Genomic DNA, 18,586 nt, shown 5'->3' on the forward strand with positions numbered 1-18,586 from the left:
ATGGATTAGCTTATAATGCTGCTGAGCCTTTCTGGTGGGTAGTATTCCATGGAGGTTTTGGTGGCTGGGTATTTGATGAAGATCTTAACCCGACTTTAGATGATGAAGCTACAGAGAATGCAATGCAATTTGTTCATGATCTAAGATATAAGCATAGAATTATTCCTGGTGAGTCAGATTATGATTTAATGGACAGTTTATTTAAAGAAGGAAAAGCTGCATTTATCATTAATGGTGACTGGTCTTATGGTGAATATGCTGATGCAGAAAACATTGATCTTGGTGTAGCATCAATTCCAATGTTTAATGAAACTGGACTTTATGGTCAGCCAATGACAAGTGGTACTTCTTATATTATGATGGCTGAGCTTCCAGAACAAGAGCAGATTGCTACTATTAAATTTATTGAATTTATGACAAGTGAAGAAGCTCAAAATATGTTCATTGAAGAAAATATGTTCTTACCAGCTAATAAGCATGCTTATGATCATCCATTAATTACAGAAAATCATATTATGGCTGGATCTGCTGAGCAGCTACAAAATGGTAGACCAATGCCAGTTGTTGCTGAGATGAGAGCTATTTGGGATGCTATTAGACCTTCATTACAAAGAGTAATGTCAGATGACTTAGACCCTGCAGATGCTCCAGCTCAAATGCAAAGAAGAGCTGAAGACACTATTGAAGATATGAGATAATTTTTTTAATAATAAAACCAAAAGTTATGGAGGATTCCTATCCTCCATAACTTTATTATGAAGGAGGATAAAGATGAAGAAGATATTGGGCCAAGATGAGAATCCATTATCTAACTTTTTTAAACAGTATGGATTCTCATACGCTATGTTATTACCAGCTTTAATAGTAGTTGCTTTAGTAATTATATATCCATTTTTCTATAACTTTAGACTTGCCTTTTCTAATCTTAATATGTATAGAATGAGGCCTTTTATTAGAGAGGGTATATTAGAGACTAGCTTTCAAATAGGTATGCAAAACTTCGTAAGAATTCTTTCTAGTAGTGATTTTTGGATTGTGTTCTTAAGAACAATTGTTTGGACAATTATTAATGTGTTTTCTCATGTTTCTTTTGGAATATTCTTTGCTATATTACTAAATCGAGATATGAAATTTAAAGGAATTTATCGTACTCTACTAATGATTCCGTGGGCGATTCCACAATATATTGTAATATTGATTTGGAGGGGGATGTTTAATTACCGCTATGGAGCAGTCAATAATTTTTTAGGGTTATTTGGGATTGAAAGAATCTCTTGGTTGACGACTCCTGCTGGTGGTTTTTCTGCTTCTATAATTACAAATGTTTGGTTAGGTATACCTTTTATGATGATGATTGCTTTAGGTGGATTACAGAGTATAAATCCAACTTTTTATGAAGCAGCAGATATAGATGGAGCAAGCAATTTACAAAAGATCAAGCATATTACTCTACCTTTACTAAAACCTGTTATGACTCCTGCAATAGTATTAGGTGTAATTTGGACCTTTAATAATCTTAATGTTATTTATATGATGACTGCGCAAACTCTAACAGACCAGATAGATATACTGGTAATTTATGTTTATAGAGCAGCCTTTGAATTCTACCGTTATGGTTATGCTGCTGCATTTTCAGTTATTATCTTCTTGATTTTATTAGTGTGGGGTCTAACATTTATGGAGTATATGTCTGACGAAGAAAAGGCGGTGAGATAGATGGCACTTAATAGAGATAGTAAATTTAAGAGGTTTATTATTCACTTTATATTAATAATTATGGTTATATTATCTGTCTATCCTGCTTTAAGGGTTTTTGGAACTTCTTTAAGACCTGGGGATATGTTGCATACAACAAGCTTAGGGATTATTCCTGAAGGAGCAACTTTTGAAGCTTATGTTAATCTTATTACTAATACTCCATTTTTACGTTGGCTTTTAAATAGTTTAATTGTATCCTTCTTTACGGTAATGGTCGGTATTAGTTTGGCTTCTACAGCAGGATATGTATTTTCTAGAAAGAAGTTTCCGGGGAGAAGAGCTGGGTTAACCTTCTTTTTAATTACTCAGATGTTCCCTGCTACTATGTTGGTACTGCCAATGTTTCTATTATTAGCAAGGTTAGATCTGATTAATAATAATCTCGGATTGATTATTATGTACTCAACTACTGCTTTACCTTTGTGTGTGTGGCAGATGAAGGGTTATTATGATACTATTCCAGATAGTTTAGAAGAAGCTGCTTTGGTTGATGGGTTAAACCAATTTCAAGCTTTCTATAAAATTGTTCTACCTTTAGCTTCTCCTGCTTTAGTTATAACAGGATTATTTTCTTTTATGACTGCTTGGAGTGAGTTTATGGTAGCTAGAGTTGTTATGACAAATGAAAGCATGTATACTTTGCCAGTAGGACTATTCCAGATGGCAGGAAACTTTAACACTCAATGGTCTCAGTTCTCGGCAGCATCTGTTCTTATTATGTTACCAGCTTTATTTTTATTCTTGAGTGTGTCTAAGTATCTAGTTGGTGGACTTACCTTGGGTGGGGTAAAAGGTTAAAGTAAATAATAATTAAGTTTAAACCATAGACAAATTTGTCTATGGTTTAATTTATATATGGGCCAACATAAAGACATACTAATATTGGAGATAGTTTACAAGGTTAAGTTTATCTTATATAATTAAGTTGGTTTAAATAAGAAAAGAGGATGATGGTATGTTAAAGAAGGTTAAAGAGGTTATTGTGGTAGAAGGAAGAGATGATGTGGATGCAGTTAAGCGGGCTGTAGATGCTGAATTGATTATAACTCAAGGTTTCTCTTTGAATAAGGAGGTAATAGAGAGGATTAAGTTGGCCCAGAAGAGAAAGGGAGTAATCATCTTTACCGATCCAGATCATGCTGGTAATTTGATTAGAAAGCGGATCAAAGCTAAAGTTTCTGGATGTAAGGATGCTTATTTACCTCAGAGTAAAGCGACTAAATCTGAGGATATAGGGATAGAGAATGCTTCTCCTGAGGCTATAAGAGAGGCTTTATTTAGGGCTAAAGTAGAGTATGAGAAGCTTAATAAGAACTTTATCCGTGATGATTTAGTAGGACTGGGGCTGATAGGTGGGCCTGATTCTAAGGGTTTACGAGATAAGGTTGGAGAGAGGTTGGGAATAGGTTATGCTAATGGTAAGCAGTTTTTAAATAGATTAAATAATTATGGTATAAGTAAGAAAGAGTTTGTCAAGGCATTAGAAGAGGTTATTGGAGGAGAGAATAGATGAAGATTGCTAATAGGCAAAGGACAAAAGATATTTTACAAAAGCATAATATTAAACTAAAGAAGAGTTTGGGCCAAAACTTCTTGACCGATAATAATATATTGGACAAGATAGTAGCAGAGGCTAACTTAAGTAGTGAGGATAGTGTTATCGAGGTTGGCCCAGGAATTGGGGCATTGACTGAGAGGATGTCAGAAGCTGCAAAGGAAGTAGTAGCAGTTGAGTTAGATAATAGGCTTATCCCTGTGTTAAATGAGATCTTTGAAGAGCAGGATAATGTGAGCATTATACATGGAGATGCCTTAGAGGTTGATTTTGATAGTTTAATTGATGGTGATTATAAGGTGGTAGCTAATCTTCCTTATTATATTACTACACCAATTATTATGAGATTTTTAGAAGAGAGCTCTGGGGCCAAAGAGATTGTAGTTATGGTTCAAAAAGAGGTAGGTGAGAGGATGGTAGCCTCTCCTGGTGGAAAGGACTATGGTATTTTATCTATTGCAGTCCAGTATTATACTGAAGCTGAGATTGCTTTTGGGGTTCCTTCTTCAGTATTTATTCCAAGGCCAAAGGTTGATTCAGCAATAGTCTCTTTAAAGGTTTTAGATTATCCTAGGGCCAAGGTGGAGGATGAAGATTTCTTTTTTAAGGTAGTCAAGTCAGCCTTTCATCAAAGAAGAAAGACTGTTAGAAACTCTCTAAGTAAGGCACCTTTCTTAAGTGTTCCTAGAGATATTATCGACCAAGCCTTAGAAGAGGTTGAGATCGATCCAAGAAGAAGGGCAGAGAAGATAAGTGTAGAGAAATTTATAGAACTGAGTAATGCGATTTATAGGATTTATTAGCCAGTAGCTAGTATAAGAGTTTATTTGAAGAAACAGGATAGAAATAAGTCATGTTCCAAAATAAGTAAGTTGACTTATTTTTTGATATTTGGTATAATTAGTATTAGTAGATTAAGAAAGGTGGGTCAGGATGTCAGATAACATATTAGGTCAAATTAAGAGTGATTTAGATTCCTTCGTTGGTAAAGAGGTTAGGCTCAAAGCTAATCAAGGGCGAAGAAAGATTATCGAGAAGGAAGGAATTTTAGAGAAAACATACCCAAAGGTTTTTGTCGTAAAAGTAAATGATAATCAGACCCCACAGCGAATATCATATAGCTATGCTGATGTACTAACAGAGACTGTTGAAGTTAAGATTAAAGAAAATAATATGAAGATAGGCTGTATAAGTCTTTAAAAAAACTCCCTGAGGGGAGTTTTTTTATTTCCCTTTTTCACAAAAATTAGAAAGGTGAATATAATGTATTAGCTGAAAGGGGGGAATAAAAATGGAGGACATAAAGAAGATAATAGATAAATATGTAGATAGAATACTTTCTTTAGATAATGTAGTTGGGGTTGGATGTGGTTATAAAGAGGTAAGGGGGAGAAAGACAGCAGAAGAGTGTGTAGTGGTTTTGGTAGAGAAGAAATTAGGAGAAGAGCAACTTGATGAGTCTCATATAATACCACAGAGTATAGAGGAGCGCAAGACAGATGTAATTGAAGTAGGAAAGTTGGAGCTTTTGAGTAGGAATAGGCTTAAAAGATCTAGACCTGCTCAACCTGGAATGAGTATAGGACATTATAAGATAACAGCAGGTACCTTTGGAGCAGTCGTTAAGGATAAGAGAAGTGGTAAACCTTTAATTCTATCTAATAACCATGTATTGGCTAATATATCTAATGGAAGTGATGGTAAGGCAAAGAAAGGAGATGTAATATTACAACCGGGAAGTTATGATGGAGGTAAAGAGGATAATGATGTGATTGGTTACTTAGAGAGGTTTGTGCCTATATATAATGACGAACAGCCTTTTTGCCCTATAATGGTTGGTGTAAATAGAGTTCTTAAAGGCTTTGGTAAATTGGTTGGTGCATCTTATAGAACTAATCCTATGGTGATGGAGAATAAAGTCGATTGTGCTGTTGCTACTATTGAGTCTCCAGATATGGTAGATGAAGAGATATTGGGTATAGGTAAGGTTGAAGGTATTGTTGATCCAAAGATAGGGATGAGAATACAGAAAAGTGGTAGAACCACTGGTCTAACTTCTTCGCGAATTAAGGCAATAGGTGCAACTGTTACTGTACAGATATCAGCTTCCGAGTCGGCTATCTTTAGTGATCAGATTATAGCTGATCCTTTCTCACAACCTGGAGATAGCGGATCTTTAGTCTTAACAGAGGATAATAAAGTAGTAGGTCTGCTCTTTGCTGGATCTGATAAAAGTACTATCTGCAATAGAATTACTAACGTTTTGGATGCTTTGGATATAACTTTGTAGTAATAAAGCATAGCTTTATTACTAGTGTCAGTGTCAGTAAATTCAAAAACTCAAACCTCAATCTATCTTTCTTTTTATGGGTCTGGGTTTTTACTGACACAGACACTCACACTGACACTATATTAATATCTTGCCACAACTTGCATTCTCTTTTTTTTTACTTTCTTGATATAATTGAAGTGATTATACTTAAGGGGGCTGATAAATGAGGGCGCGCAATTTAATATGTTTCTTACTTGTATTCGCACTAATTATGCCGACAGTTATTTTACTTAGTACAAACACAGCTTATGCTTTTGATGGTTTAGCCTTTGATAGTAATATTTTTAGAATTTTGCAAGGAGTTTTGGCTATTTTTCTATTGGGTAGGTTTACAGATACTGAACAAGCAGATTCAGGTACGCAGACAGGTGGTAATGATCAATCAGTTAGTGGAGAGAAGCCATCCTTACAAGAAGAAGTAGATTTAATTGAAGAAGAGAAAGAGGAGATTAAAGAGAATAATGGTGGAGATTATGTGAGTATCATTGAGCGAAGCGATTGGACTCAGATGGAGGTAAGAAGTCTTACAAGAGATGAAGAAGAGATGTTGAATTTGGTTAATAAAGTAAGGATAGATAAGGGGCTTGATCCTTTGAAGGTAGATTTTGATTTGGTTCAAGTAGCAAGGGTCAAAAGTCAAGATATGATAGATGAGGATTACTTTAGCCACTTTTCACCAAATTACGGTTCTCCTTTTGATATGATGAGAGAGCTAAATATTAGTTATTATATTGCTGGTGAAAATATTGCTGGTGCTCCTAATGTGGCTTTGGCTCATGAAAATTTGATGAATAGTCCAAGTCATCGTGATAATATCTTACATTCAGAGTATACACATATAGGTGTTGGTATAATTGATGGAGGACGTTATGGAAAGATGTTCTCCCAAGAGTTTGCGCGATTAAGATAAGCAAAGAAGGAATCTCATTTTGAGATTCCTTCTTTTTTTATTAACAAATTAGTTTAAAGCACATATATTATAGTAAAGTAAATCCTAAGTTTAATAGAGAAGGTGCTTAGTCTCGTTAAGACTTAGGAAAATTCGAAAGTATTGCTACTTTCGGATAAAACTTTAAAGAAAGGGGGAAGTCAAATGTCAGATGAAGTAAAGAATCAGGCGGGAACAGAACGTCATAGACCACCTAGAAGAGGTTGTCCTAGACCAGAGGGCTTTATAGATTTGCTAAGAAGTATTAGAAGGTTTGATAGAGAAATAACTTGTATTATCCGATCAGGTACAAATTGTTGTGAGATAACAGGGTGTGTTGGAGAGATAGTTTGTGATGAGTATCTAGTATTGATATCTCCTAATGATGCATGTGTTAGAAATTATATAAGAATTGATTGTATCTGTGCCATAATTCAAGAAGATTAATAATTAATCTTCTTGAATATTTGAAAAGGGACTCTAAAAAGAGTTCCTTTTTTGCTTTATTAATAACATAAATTTAAGTAAGTTCATAACCTATATTATAGATTGATATAAATTAGTAGTTAGATTATAGTTGTTAAAGGGAGGTATTATCAAATGAGTTATATTATTATTATATTTATAACTGGATTTTTTTTATCGATAATAAGTTATATATTGGTAAAAAAATTTGTATTAGAGCTTTATAAGGTGTTTTATAATGTTAGAAGAAGAAGTAATTATAAAAGAGATGAGGAGTTTTCAAAAAGAATGGAATCTTCTTATATTAGATTATTCAAATGTTAATAGTTATTAGTGATAGTTTTATTAACAAAAATCAATATAAGACATATTATGTATTACCCATATTAAGAAAGGAGGGAGTACAATGAGTGAGACTCAACAAGTCAGAGATCCTTTTATAAGGTTATTAAGGCGTCTAAGAGAGACCAATGATCCTGTTACTATCATCATTACTTCAGGAGAAAATTGCTGTGAACACACTGGGTGTATAGGGGAGATAGTAGGAGATGAGTATCTAACCTTGATTACTAGCGCTGGCAGTGGTGGTTGCGTTAGAACTTATATCAGAATAGATTGTATCTGTGCTATACTTGATCCAGCTGATGCTCGTAGATGTAGAAGAAGAAGAAGACCATGTTCTGAAGAGTAAGCTTAGTTAATAAATTTACCAGTTAGAGATTAATCTCTAACTGGTAAACCTACTTTACTTTAGGAGGTGAGAAGATGAAGGATAAATCTAAAAGATTGAATTTAATTGAGGGTATATTAGATACCTTAATGGCTGGAGCTTTAAATAATAATAATGAGCAGGAGTTTAATCCACCAACCCCTTCATTAAATAACTTTGATAATGCTGGAGGTGATAATATAGTAATTACTAAAGGTGAGGCAAGGGAGTTAAGAAATCTCTTAGGAAATCTGATGAAGGAGTTATATTATAAACAGGAAGAGGAGATAGAGTTATCAATAGAAGATACCAAAGAGTATAGAGAAGAGATAAATAAGTTTAAGGAGGGGAAGGAGGAGATGAAAGAGGAGCATCTATTTAAATTTATAGATAAGGTAATTGAGCTAGAGGATAGGTTTAAGAAGTTAAATACTAAGATAACTGAGATTGAAGGGGTTCAAAGGGAGAAGATACATAAAGAATCGTCAAAAGAAGGAGAGGTTTTAAATAAGGTTCAAAGAAAAAAAAGATCGTATTGTTTTTATGAGGAACTAAGAAATCATGCTCAAAATTTTGATTATATTAAGGTTTTGGTAGTAAGTGGAGATAGTTGCTGTGAGATCGAGGGCGTTATTATGGACTTACATAAGGATTTCATAGTATTGCTAGGTAAAAATAATAACTTAATTAAGATACTTCTAGATAAGATGGTTGCTGTAGAGAGACTAATAGAAAAGGACAAAGATAAGGTATATAGTAGTGACGATGAAGATGAAGATATTGAAAGCTTTGAAAATATTAAAGAAAATATTGAAGACGATTACTTAGAAGAATTTGAAGAAGGTGCTGCTGCTCAAAAATTAGAGGTTGAAGGTGAAAGTGAAAGTAGAGATAGTTTAGAGGAGAAAAGGAGAAAATTTAAGGTTTTATAATGAGTTAGAAATTAAATTTAACAACCAATAAGTAATTGGAATAGTATATATGGAACTTTTATTATAGGAGGTGAAGAGATGACTATTAATGAGATAATAGAGTTTAGTAAATATGATGGGCCAATTGAAATCTTTGTTGAATCAGGCGAGGAGTGTTGTAGGTTTGTAGGATGCATCCTTAGTGTAGTAGAGGGTTCTCATATTGAATTATTAGCTACTAACTGTGGGAGAATATCTATCAGGCTTGATTGTATCTGTGCTATTAAGAAGTTAGATGTTTTTACAACAACTACAACAACTACAACAACTACAACAACCACAACAACCACAACAACCACAACAACCACAACAACCACAACAACCACAACAACCACAACAACCACAACAACCACAACAACCACAACAACCACAACAACCACAACAACCACAACAACCACAACAACCACAACAACCACAACAACCACAACAACCACAACAACCACAACAACCACAACAACCACAACAACCACAACAACCACAACAACCACAACAACCACAACAACCACAACAACCACAACAACCACAACAACCACAACAACCACCACGGTAGCTCCTCCAGTATGTCAGTGCCAAGTTACAGGAGGAGGAATTACTAGTGCAGTACCTACAAATGGGGCTTCATTATCAGTTATAGCTTGTCCAGGGTGTACTCCAGGACCTGACCAGGTACTATATCAAAATACTTTGCAAGAAGACGATGTGATGCTTACACTATTACCACCTGGGCCAGGAAGCATTATTTCTGTAAGTTGCGAAGATGATCAGGCTGCGACAATTGAAGGTACAGCAGAGGTGATGATTGATGGAGAAGATCCAGTTTTATGTGAATTCATTTTAGAGGTAACAGATACCCCACCACCAACACCTGATACAATGAGAATGAGAATATTTTGTGATGGTGTTGAAGTTCATGATAGTGGAGTTTTGGAGTTTTTGGGCCAATCAATTAATATCCAAGAGTGTTAAAGAAGAGTGGGATGAAAATCTTAATAAAGGATAGATAAAAGAGCCAGGTGAACCCTGGCCTCTTTTATCGTTGAAGAGAGCTTATTTTTAACACCTTTTGGCTTTTGTGAATATGATAAATAATCGTATCAGGTAATTTCTTTTAGGTTATCTATAAATTCTTCTGTTGATTGGTATCGATTATCTTCGTTAGGGTGAATACCTTTATATAAGACTTTTTTCAAACTATTATCTTTTAGTTTCTTTAAATTTTGCAATGGTTCTTCTAAGAGAGGGTTATCAACTAGGTAGATACAAGTTAGTGCTACTCTTAAAAGGTCTTTGGTTTTACTTTTCATTCCCTTTCTAGTATTTAGCGGTCTTGATAGACCAAAATCAATTAGCTTTATCTTATTTGGGTTGTCATCCATAATTAAGATATTTTTGGGCCAAATATCATTATGAGCAAAGCCACTTTGGTGCAGATGCTTTAATCCTTGTAAAATATTAAGGGTAATCCTAGTTGCGTCTTCTTCACTTCGTTTCTTGGCAGTTGAATTATGATTAGAGCGACCGATTTTTTTAGCAGGGAAGTATTCCATAATTATATAAGCTCTATCATCTACTATGAAGAAGTCATAGAATTGAGGAAGAAAAGGGTGGGAGCCATATTTACTCATAACAGTGGCTTCTTTTTTAGCGGTTTTAATATGGGATGAGGATTTAATTGCAACTTTGCATTTTCTTTTAAGGTCGTAAGCTAGATGGACACGAGCAAATTGGCCCCTTCCAATTGGCTTTAAGGTTAGTTCATAGTCTTTCAACCTTGTGGTAGTCATATAGCACCTCCTTAATTAAGTTATAGTATAGTATATAAGTTGGTCTTATTATAGTGAACTATAGGATATAAAAAAATGATAATTTTTAAGTAAGCAGAGGGAGTAGGCTCAATTTATTTAGAAGGAAGATTGGATTGTTGCAACATATTATCTTTAGGGAAATATATTAGAGATAAGGAGGTGTAATATGAAGACTAAAGTGTTAAAGAATTATGAGATGAAGGCAAAACCAGTTGGGAAAGGGTGTTCTTCCCATGTTTATTTGGCGAGAGATATGCGTAAGTTTGCCATTAAAGAGTTGGTCAATATAAAGATGGCTAAGCACGAAGCAACTGTTATGGAAAGTTACAGGACTCATCCCTTTTTACCTAAATTTTATGAGCTCTTATTAATAGATGAGAAGGCTTATATTGTAATGGAGTTCTGTGAAGGTGAGAGGATAGGTCATTGGAATTTTCATTCAAAGGGCCAAATAAGAGGACGAGAAAAAGCTATTGCCATTACTTTAAATATTCTAAGAGGACTACAGCATCTCCATAATAAAGGATTTATACATTATGATATATTACCTAAGAATGTATTGATTGCAGATAATGATCCAGAGAGGGTTAAGATAATTGATTTTGGTATCTCTAAGCCTATTGATTATATTGAAAAGAATCCTAAATATAAGAATAAGGATTTATATGAAGCGGCATTAATGTGTATCTATTTGATTAATGGTTCTGTTTCAAAGGCCCCAATTGAAGATTTAGAGACTTTAGATGATGATTTAAAAGAGGTTTTATATAAAGGGGTAAACCCAAATAAAGAAAAACAATACAGCTCTACAGAAGAGTTTATTAGGGAGCTTATTCCATTACTATAGGGTATATAGATAATGGGATTTATTGATTATCATTATTTTAGTAATAAAAGAAAGGAGGAATAAACTTTGAAGAGAGCTATAGTAGTCTTTGTAGAGGATAAGAAGAGGTTTGAGCTTCAGCTTAAAGCCTTATATAGATCTTATAAATATATTAAGTCTAAAGATACGGACTTTGTTGTCTTTGGCACCAAAAAGGCTTTGAAATGGGTACCAGATGATTGTATAAAAGTAAACTACGAGATATTAAGTGAGCCTAAAGAGTTTTTAGAGTATAGATTTATCAATTCAATCAGTTGTTTAGTTGGTAATCAAGCAGATTTTTTAGATGAGTATGATTTGATTCTAAGAACCGATGCTGATACTTTTTTAACCCCTGCTTGGAATTCATTTTATCCTGATATATACACTGTGGGCAAGGGTGGATATACCAATAATGATGAGGTTAGAGAGAATCTAAAGCGAGTAGCCCATAGCTTTGGTCTTAGGCATAGAGGAATTCATAACTTAGGGTCAACCCATTATGGCAATGCTAGACTGGTTAGAAAGGTATCTTCTTTGGCCTTATCTATAGCTGAGTATTTATTGACAGAGGAGTTTAAAGAGGACGGAGGCAGTTGGCCTGGCTGGTTTGAAGGGGTAACGACAATGTATAGCTGTGAAATAGCAGTTAATCACCTTGTAGATGAATTTAAGGTTGATGGGAAGAAACTTGATTATGGTAGCGCAGCAACTGATTCAATTGCTGTGCATCCCCATATTCACTGTTGGCATACCAATAAAAGATTCTCTAAATTTCAGTTCGAAGCGGGGAATTATGATAGTATATCTGTTAAGGACTTGGATATTGATAAGGTGAATGATTATTGTCTGTATATAGCTTTGAAATCTCAAGATAACTAGTAATAAAGTCGAACTTTTACACTAAAAGTCTAAAAGTTCAAAATATTTTTTGGAACCACTAATGAACACGAATTAGCACTAATATAGTTTAAAAAACACTTGATTTATTAAGATAATATAGTAATTAGATAAAAAGCAATAAATTTATTTGTTTTTATTTTTTATTCGTGACTATTAGTGTTCACTAGTGGTAAAAAATCTTTTGATTTTGAAGTTGAATTAATTACTCCAATAAAGGTTCGAGCTGATTCTTCCAGATCCACTGAGGGCTGTAACGCTTTCTAACTTTGGTCTTAGCATCAAGAATTGAGTTCTGTCTCATAAGATTTACTATTATCTCACCATGTTCTTTATAATAGGCTTCTTCTGAAGGATGATAATTCTCTGCAGTATCAAAGCCGAAATTGCGGGCATCCCATCTCATAAAGTAGGCATTTAATTTCTTGCCTAACTCCTCTAAAGCAGGGACTGCCTCGTTTAGTACTAGGAAGTTGCCTCTACTTGCTGCTTCTAGTACCGTTAGACCAAAGGACTCTGAGTAGGACGGACAGATAAATAGGTTCGATAGGGTAAATAGCTCTAAGACTGTTTCGCGAGGTATCCCGTAGGGATAGCCTAGATCTGAGGTGAACAGGATATCTTCTTCTAAATCAAGGCCGAACTTATGGCCTTCTTTTTTTATCATTACCTTATATAGATCGGGTTTAATATCTGAAGACTTGAAATCACAGAAGATAACTTTGACATTCAGTTCAGTCTGCTTTTTTATAGCCCCGGCAAGAGCAGCAACTTTTTCGAACTTTTTACCTGTAGTTAAGCGCCCTGGGTAGGTTATTAGTATATCTGGTGAAAATAAGTCGGTCTTTTCAGCTATTGATTTAGTAATATCACTCATGTCGGCAAGTAGATTTAAACTATTATTAACGACACGACATTTACCCTCGGCCACATCATATTGCTTTGCTAAGGCAGGAATCCCCGATAGGGTAGGGTAGACATAGGTAGTCTTTGGCATAGGCTTATAACGGGCTGACAAAGGCCATTTAACCTTTGGTGGACGGTTATTAGGGAATGAATGGGTAAAGGCGATGAATTTAATATTAGGTAATTCTTCTTGGGCTTTTCTAAGGGCAACATTATGTAGTAGATGCCATCCTTGATAATGGATATCATGGAGAATGCAGAAATCAACATTAGATAATTTATCAACTAAATCCTTAGCTATAATGTCTGTTTCTTTAAAGAAGCTATTATGAACCTTCTTAGTTGGATCTGAGTAGTCACGCCATTTAATCTGCTTTCCATCAATGGAGTTAACCACCTTAACCCATTCAATTCTCTCGTCTGTATAGATACCTTCTTTTTCACTATCAGGGCAGTGCTCGCTGACTAATAATTTGGTCTCTATATTATTATTAAGTAACATTTTTAATTGTTCTGCTACAATATTGACTAAGGAGTAGGTTGGGGTTAAGCCATTGAACATAGTTAATATTCCTACTTTCATCAAACAACCTCCTTTAATTAAGAAATTATACTTTATATCTTTATGAAAGATATGTTATAAAATATTACTAATCTAATGTTTTCTTAGCTAAGAGTTGTGATTTTTATTTTTAGAAGGATTGTAATGGATTAATATTTTAAGGAGTATATTGATTATTCGCGATCAGAGTTAAGGTCAGTATGGAACTTTTTCTCTCTATATCAATCTCTAAAGCATATAATATATTATATCCAAAAGAAGGGAGGGGTATATTTGAACTTTATTGATAACTTAATAGAGAGATTGGAGGGGTTTATGTTAAGAGATCCAATTACAGTAATAGTTGGATCAAAGGGAGAGTTGTGCGAATATAGTGGTATTCTCTCTGCTATAGTAGAGAATAGTTTTATCGTTTTGATAGATAACAGGGATAAGATATTTATACCCTTAGATAAGATAGTCAGTATACATAGCGATATAAGGGTTGGTCCAGATAAGAAGGGGGTAAAGCTAACAGTTACTGCTCGGGTGGTTAATTGAATTTGGTAATGAAATATTATTTAACTAGACTATAGAGTATACACACTAAATTAATTTACTGACATATACTATACTAGAGAAGAGAACATAGTCTTATTTTATCTAATTAGTTAGATGAAAAGAGAAAGGAGGTGAGAAGATGGCGTTTACTGCAAGTGCACAGAGTGATAACAATACACTTAATACAGCCCAGGTGGAGCTTGATGTTAGCCCAGCCCAAATCTTTGATGATGTGACCTTATTACCTGGAGAGAGTGTAGAAGATGAAACACTTACAGTTGAGAATACTGGTGATGTTGATGCCGATTACTATGTTACAGCAGGTTGGCATGGTGTAAATGATACTGAAGACCGGATGGCATTACTGCTGGCAGAGATGTTGGATGTGCATATGGAAGCATTTGAGGAAGAAGGTAGAGAGACATCTGAAGGTGTAATTTATGATGGTAATTTAGCAGAATTTATAGATCAAAATGGTATAACTATTGATGAGGGCGATACTCATTATATAACAACAGAAATTACCTTAAGTGAGGATGCAGGTAACTTCTTGCAAGGAAGAGATATCGAGGTAGACTTTATCTTTGTTGGTGAGGCTGTTGAAGAAGAATAAAATGAACTTTAATTTAATAATTTAAGAGAAGAGTGGTGAGCTTAGCTCACCACTCTTCTCTTACTCTAAAGACTACACTAGCATCTCCTGTTCCATTTATCGTTCTTAAGGCCAAAGTAACAGGTTTCAGCCCACTAAAGTCTATTTCTAAAAGCTCGATGGAAGAAAACTGGGCTGTGGCATGGGGGCCTCTTGTCTCTCCAGCTATTAATCCTGAGAAGACAAGTTCTCCTCCAGAGAGTTCGGTAGCTGAGGTATCGCTCTCTACTGCTGTTTCATCATTTGAAGTATTAGTAGGAGTTCCAAAGTTAGCTCCTGTTAGATCAGGTGCAAAGCGTATTTCATAGAGAAGGTCAGCATCACTGATGATATCAAAACTCTGTAGTTTAACACTAACAGAGTTGCTTCTATCTTGGACTGGAAAGTCATCTTTACGCCTAAAGCTTATTGCAGGGATGAGGGTATTATTAATAGAGAAGTTTAGCCTTTTCTCAGAGGTGATGCGCCGATTTGGTATATAACGACCCACTACATGGTATTGGCGTCCAGCGATGAACATAGTAAGATCTTGAGAAGTATCTCCATTGAGAACTTCGCCACGAATTGGTAGATTGGGATCGCCGAAGGTAGTCTGACCATTGGGTTTGAAACGGTGGAGGGTTATTGATTGTTGGATATTATTATCACCTACTAACAGGGTTTTAAAGACTGTAACTCCATAGCCATAGCAGGTATAGAGTATCTGAAAGATATTCCCTCGACTTAAATCGAGTTCTAAACCACTTGGCCCAGTCCCGTCTACCTTATCAAAGTTCCAATCATCACGATAGATTTTATTATCATTACCCTCTCTTCTAATGGCGATGAAGAGTCCATTATCGTCTATTCCAAAGTAAGCACCATTATAGTCATCAAAGTATCCCCACCTTGCTTCTTGATTACCTGTAGGATTGTCGGGGAGTCTGACGGCTATACCACATTCGCTAGCGTTTCCAGGCTGGTAGCGCCCCCTCTCAGAGCTATCTAAGACTGCCCTACTATTTACTTGGTCAACGGTTTGGAGAACAAATTCTGCCTCATCATGGGTAACTGTACCACCATTCTCTTCAGTTACTATGTCACGAAGTTCTGAGAGACCATAGGGTGTATCCAGTTCTATTAGAGGTGTCTTCTCATTGTTGATAATCTCATCAAATTGGCCTTGTTCAGAGCGAATATTTAGATTACCATTTATATCGGTAGCTAGGGTAGTAATCTTATTATTAGCACCAAAATAGCGGCCAGTAGTTTCTAGAGGAGTTAGGTTTATATCGATGTTTGTTGTCTTTTCATCATAGACTCTAACAGGCAGGCGTGGAGAGGTCTGATGGCCTTCTAGGGATGCTTGAATAAAGTATATCCCAGGGCTTAAGTCACTAGAGGTAAACTTTCCATCTGCATCTGTTATTTGGGTATCGATTATACCTTGAAAGATATTGACTAACACTCCTTCTAAAGGATCATTATCATGGGCATTACGGACGGTACCACTAATTTTTTCTGACATTAAAATCATCTCCTTTCTTATTTTAGGTGACAACGAAGATCAAATCAAAGGTTATTCCAATTCTAGCTAAAGAGTTACTCGCTGTAGAGGGTAAAGTTATAGTGAAGGTTATTTCTTCTTTAATCATATCCAAAGTAAGGAGACGTCCATTCTTAGGTTGGTTGATTAGTTCAGCCAACTTGCCTGAATATAGGATTGTAGGGTCTGGAGCTTCAACGGTTATCTCTAGCTCGTGGGCCAACCTAGTTGCTTGAATCTGTGTAGATGAATCATCAGGAGACCAGTCTGTGGATATATAGTAGAAGGCATCTACCGTTCCTGTATTCTCTACTGTTAGGGTGGCAGAGATAGATTCTCCTGGCAAAAGATTATCTTTGTGGATTATTGCTTCCTCAGGTGATAGGGTAATATTTAGATATACACTCTTACTGGCATTATTGGTACTTTTAGCTTGGAAAGTAAACTTCATAACCCTACCTCCTCACTACTAATGTCGGTATCGGTCAAAGGTGATTCTTGATAATTAGATTTTACTTACACTAGCATCCCATAATTTGCTACTTTACTCCTTCAACCTTAATAATAGACGGTTTGCATAGGTTATAGATAGTGAAGGTAGATTCTATCTGTGCAGTAATTGAAGAGGGAGAGAACCTTTCAGAGATTATATCAATCTCTACTTCAATCTCTGGATCTTTGATTGTATCCAGTCCCTCTTCCTTTAAATTAATATCTAAAAGGAAGGTCTCAACTGCTAGACCTCTTTTGATGGCTGTAGTTCCCCAAGGGGTTTTATAGTCGAATTTTGGGTTGTACTGGATGATACCGAATATCTCTAATATTGATTCTTCAAGTTTGCTTTGGTGGTAGGTTTGGGTTTGGGTGTTAGCCCTTATCTTTATTATCTCTTCATTCTCTTGGACAGGGTAGCATTTAATAGAGGTACTATGCTCAACCTTTAAGTGGGTTACTTCTGTAACGAGGATTTTGTGCATCAGTCTACCTCCTTTATATCTTTGCTCAATCTTTTTCAACTGCGTTAACTCTTATTAGTGTAGGGATACATACACCTTTAAGTTCAAAGGATTGACTAAAGGACAAGGTTATAGAGTTTGAACTGAAGGTTAGTATATCTACAACTACCTCTCCGGATATCTCTGGCAATTCAGAAGAAGGTGCGCTTATATCATCGTAGGGTATCTTAGTACTAATCTGTTTAAGAATTAAGCATCTACCAATAGCCTCTGTTCCATCGGGCAACTGATATATAAATTCGGGGTTGAAATGAATTTTAGCTGATATATGGGTTAAGTCAGTATTTATAGTTGGTCTATTATGGAATTTTATTTTGTGGTTGTCTCCTAAGGCTACTATCGCTCCTGGTAATGGTGAAGGGGAACATATTATAGAATCCTTACTCTTAAAGCTAATATCTCTTACTTCTTTGACGAAAATTTTCTTTATAGTCAAGGCATTTCACTCCTTAAGCTTTTCTTCTAATCCTTAATATATTTATATTTATTTCACTTTATCGATATAAGTCCTAAGTATAAAAATCTATTTAAATTTATTTGAAGTCTATCTGTAACAAAATTGAAGAGAAGTGAATAAGATAGATTAGATTATAAGATAGAAAGGAGGGATAGAGAGTGAGTAGAGAAAGGTATGAAGCAGCAGAGGGTTGTGTTGCTCTATATGCTAAAGTGGCTTACGAAGAGGTAGAATCGTTTACAGAGGAGTTTGACTTTAAGAGAGGGACTAATCTTCCCCCTATTTGTTAGACAGTGAGTTAAGGTGTATAATAAAGTTATTCAAAGGGGGAATACACATGAGCAAACCTAAAATAAAACGTGATGAACAATTTAAACGTGATGCTGTTGAATTAAGTCTTAAATCTGATAAAAATTGTAAAGATATTGCTGAAGATTTAGGTGTTAGTTATAATGCACTAATTAGATGGCGTAAAGAGTATAGAGACAAGGGTAATTTAGCTTTCCCAGGCAATGGTAAACAAAAATCTTTCTACCTGAAGAACAAGAGAATTAATAAAACTAAAAAAAGAACTAAAAATTAGACAAAAAGAAGAACGCGACATTTTAAAAAAGGCGGTAAGCATCTTCTCGAAGAAACC

The 18,586-nt window shown here is 35.2% G+C and carries 25 protein-coding genes and 1 pseudogene; 19 read left to right on the plus strand and 7 right to left on the minus strand.

Annotation, left to right across the window (positions count from 1 at the left end; translation table 11 throughout):
* The 12 genes from HALSAC_RS15330 to HALSAC_RS0107580 form a co-directional block, all read left to right on the plus strand.
* The coding region (locus tag HALSAC_RS15330) for an extracellular solute-binding protein (protein WP_156924174.1) at positions 1-698 on the plus strand (698 nt) is incomplete at its 5' end.
* 73 nt (positions 699-771) lie between these two features.
* On the plus strand, positions 772-1,716 hold the full coding sequence (locus tag HALSAC_RS0107530; protein WP_027339754.1) for a carbohydrate ABC transporter permease: 945 nt from the start codon (positions 772-774) through the stop codon (positions 1,714-1,716).
* Entirely contained in the window at positions 1,717-2,556 is an 840-nt protein-coding gene (locus HALSAC_RS0107535) for a sugar ABC transporter permease (protein ID WP_027339755.1), read from the plus strand.
* Between the two features lie 157 nt (positions 2,557-2,713).
* Entirely contained in the window at positions 2,714-3,271 is a 558-nt protein-coding gene (gene rnmV, locus HALSAC_RS0107540) for a ribonuclease M5 (protein ID WP_035571518.1), read from the plus strand.
* A complete protein-coding gene (gene rsmA, locus HALSAC_RS0107545) occupies positions 3,268-4,116 on the plus strand; it encodes a 16S rRNA (adenine(1518)-N(6)/adenine(1519)-N(6))-dimethyltransferase RsmA (protein WP_027339757.1) in 849 nt (282 codons plus the stop codon). The genes rnmV and rsmA overlap by 4 nt, the downstream gene beginning before the upstream one ends.
* 130 nt (positions 4,117-4,246) lie before the next feature.
* The gene (locus HALSAC_RS0107550; protein ID WP_027339758.1) at positions 4,247-4,513 is read left to right on the plus strand and encodes a Veg family protein; all 267 of its coding nucleotides are present in this window, start codon (positions 4,247-4,249) and stop codon (positions 4,511-4,513) included.
* A gap of 91 nt (positions 4,514-4,604) precedes the next feature.
* Positions 4,605-5,603, plus strand: a complete 999-nt coding sequence (locus HALSAC_RS0107555; RefSeq protein ID WP_027339759.1) for a chymotrypsin family serine protease — start codon at positions 4,605-4,607, stop codon at positions 5,601-5,603.
* Positions 5,604-5,808: 205 nt separating this feature from the next.
* Entirely contained in the window at positions 5,809-6,555 is a 747-nt protein-coding gene (locus HALSAC_RS16440; protein WP_051412132.1) for a CAP domain-containing protein, read from the plus strand.
* Positions 6,556-6,738: 183 nt separating this feature from the next.
* Positions 6,739-7,020: a hypothetical protein gene (locus HALSAC_RS0107565; protein WP_027339760.1), complete on the plus strand. Its 282-nt coding sequence runs from the start codon at positions 6,739-6,741 to the stop codon at positions 7,018-7,020.
* A 153-nt stretch (positions 7,021-7,173) separates the two neighbouring features.
* A complete protein-coding gene (locus tag HALSAC_RS0107570; protein ID WP_027339761.1) occupies positions 7,174-7,362 on the plus strand; it encodes a hypothetical protein in 189 nt (62 codons plus the stop codon).
* 82 nt (positions 7,363-7,444) lie between these two features.
* Positions 7,445-7,729: a hypothetical protein gene (locus tag HALSAC_RS0107575; protein ID WP_027339762.1), complete on the plus strand. Its 285-nt coding sequence runs from the start codon at positions 7,445-7,447 to the stop codon at positions 7,727-7,729.
* Between the two features lie 74 nt (positions 7,730-7,803).
* Positions 7,804-8,679, plus strand: coding sequence for a hypothetical protein (locus HALSAC_RS0107580; RefSeq protein WP_027339763.1), 876 nt, complete (start codon positions 7,804-7,806; stop codon positions 8,677-8,679).
* A gap of 197 nt (positions 8,680-8,876) precedes the next feature.
* Here the strand turns inward: HALSAC_RS0107580 and HALSAC_RS17385 are convergent, their stop codons facing one another.
* The gene (locus HALSAC_RS17385) at positions 8,877-9,263 is read right to left on the minus strand and encodes a hypothetical protein (protein ID WP_211231320.1); all 387 of its coding nucleotides are present in this window, start codon (positions 9,261-9,263) and stop codon (positions 8,877-8,879) included.
* Between the two features lie 157 nt (positions 9,264-9,420).
* On the opposite strand from HALSAC_RS17385, the gene HALSAC_RS0107590 reads away from it, so the two are divergent.
* A complete protein-coding gene (locus HALSAC_RS0107590) occupies positions 9,421-9,684 on the plus strand; it encodes a hypothetical protein (protein WP_027339764.1) in 264 nt (87 codons plus the stop codon).
* A gap of 128 nt (positions 9,685-9,812) precedes the next feature.
* Here HALSAC_RS0107590 and HALSAC_RS0107595 read toward each other — a convergent pair whose 3' ends face one another.
* A complete protein-coding gene (locus HALSAC_RS0107595) occupies positions 9,813-10,502 on the minus strand; it encodes a protein kinase domain-containing protein (RefSeq protein ID WP_027339765.1) in 690 nt (229 codons plus the stop codon).
* 187 nt (positions 10,503-10,689) lie between these two features.
* Here HALSAC_RS0107595 and HALSAC_RS0107600 point away from each other — a divergent pair, with 187 nt between their 5' ends.
* Together HALSAC_RS0107600 and HALSAC_RS0107605 are read left to right on the plus strand one after the other, a co-directional pair.
* Positions 10,690-11,370, plus strand: coding sequence for a protein kinase domain-containing protein (locus HALSAC_RS0107600; RefSeq protein WP_027339766.1), 681 nt, complete (start codon positions 10,690-10,692; stop codon positions 11,368-11,370).
* Between the two features lie 66 nt (positions 11,371-11,436).
* Complete coding sequence (locus HALSAC_RS0107605; protein WP_027339767.1) at positions 11,437-12,270, plus strand: DUF7164 domain-containing protein; 834 nt, start codon at positions 11,437-11,439, stop codon at positions 12,268-12,270.
* A 223-nt stretch (positions 12,271-12,493) separates the two neighbouring features.
* Here HALSAC_RS0107605 and HALSAC_RS0107610 read toward each other — a convergent pair whose 3' ends face one another.
* The gene (locus HALSAC_RS0107610) at positions 12,494-13,777 is read right to left on the minus strand and encodes a glycosyltransferase (RefSeq protein ID WP_027339768.1); all 1,284 of its coding nucleotides are present in this window, start codon (positions 13,775-13,777) and stop codon (positions 12,494-12,496) included.
* A 252-nt stretch (positions 13,778-14,029) separates the two neighbouring features.
* Here HALSAC_RS0107610 and HALSAC_RS0107615 point away from each other — a divergent pair, with 252 nt between their 5' ends.
* The gene (locus tag HALSAC_RS0107615; RefSeq protein ID WP_027339769.1) at positions 14,030-14,296 is read left to right on the plus strand and encodes a hypothetical protein; all 267 of its coding nucleotides are present in this window, start codon (positions 14,030-14,032) and stop codon (positions 14,294-14,296) included.
* 139 nt (positions 14,297-14,435) lie between these two features.
* On the plus strand, positions 14,436-14,909 hold the full coding sequence (locus HALSAC_RS0107620; protein ID WP_027339770.1) for a hypothetical protein: 474 nt from the start codon (positions 14,436-14,438) through the stop codon (positions 14,907-14,909).
* 46 nt (positions 14,910-14,955) lie between these two features.
* On the opposite strand, the gene HALSAC_RS15345 is transcribed toward HALSAC_RS0107620, so the two are convergent.
* The 4 genes from HALSAC_RS15345 to HALSAC_RS0107640 form a co-directional block, all read right to left on the minus strand.
* Positions 14,956-16,455 (minus strand): carboxypeptidase-like regulatory domain-containing protein, encoded by a 1,500-nt coding sequence (locus HALSAC_RS15345; RefSeq protein WP_051412133.1) that lies wholly within the window; start codon positions 16,453-16,455, stop codon positions 14,956-14,958.
* Between the two features lie 22 nt (positions 16,456-16,477).
* Positions 16,478-16,924 (minus strand): hypothetical protein, encoded by a 447-nt coding sequence (locus tag HALSAC_RS0107630; protein WP_027339771.1) that lies wholly within the window; start codon positions 16,922-16,924, stop codon positions 16,478-16,480.
* 88 nt (positions 16,925-17,012) lie between these two features.
* Entirely contained in the window at positions 17,013-17,450 is a 438-nt protein-coding gene (locus tag HALSAC_RS0107635) for a hypothetical protein (RefSeq protein WP_027339772.1), read from the minus strand.
* 25 nt (positions 17,451-17,475) lie between these two features.
* Positions 17,476-17,925: a hypothetical protein gene (locus HALSAC_RS0107640; protein WP_027339773.1), complete on the minus strand. Its 450-nt coding sequence runs from the start codon at positions 17,923-17,925 to the stop codon at positions 17,476-17,478.
* Between the two features lie 179 nt (positions 17,926-18,104).
* Here HALSAC_RS0107640 and HALSAC_RS17650 point away from each other — a divergent pair, with 179 nt between their 5' ends.
* Positions 18,105-18,236: a hypothetical protein gene (locus HALSAC_RS17650; protein ID WP_281172337.1), complete on the plus strand. Its 132-nt coding sequence runs from the start codon at positions 18,105-18,107 to the stop codon at positions 18,234-18,236.
* 47 nt (positions 18,237-18,283) lie between these two features.
* A pseudogene (locus HALSAC_RS17490) lies at positions 18,284-18,586 on the plus strand (transposase); the annotation flags it as partial.

Origin of the sequence: Halonatronum saccharophilum DSM 13868 (assembly GCF_000517025.1) — a bacterium.
GTDB lineage: Bacteria > Bacillota > Halanaerobiia > Halobacteroidales > Halobacteroidaceae > Halonatronum > Halonatronum saccharophilum.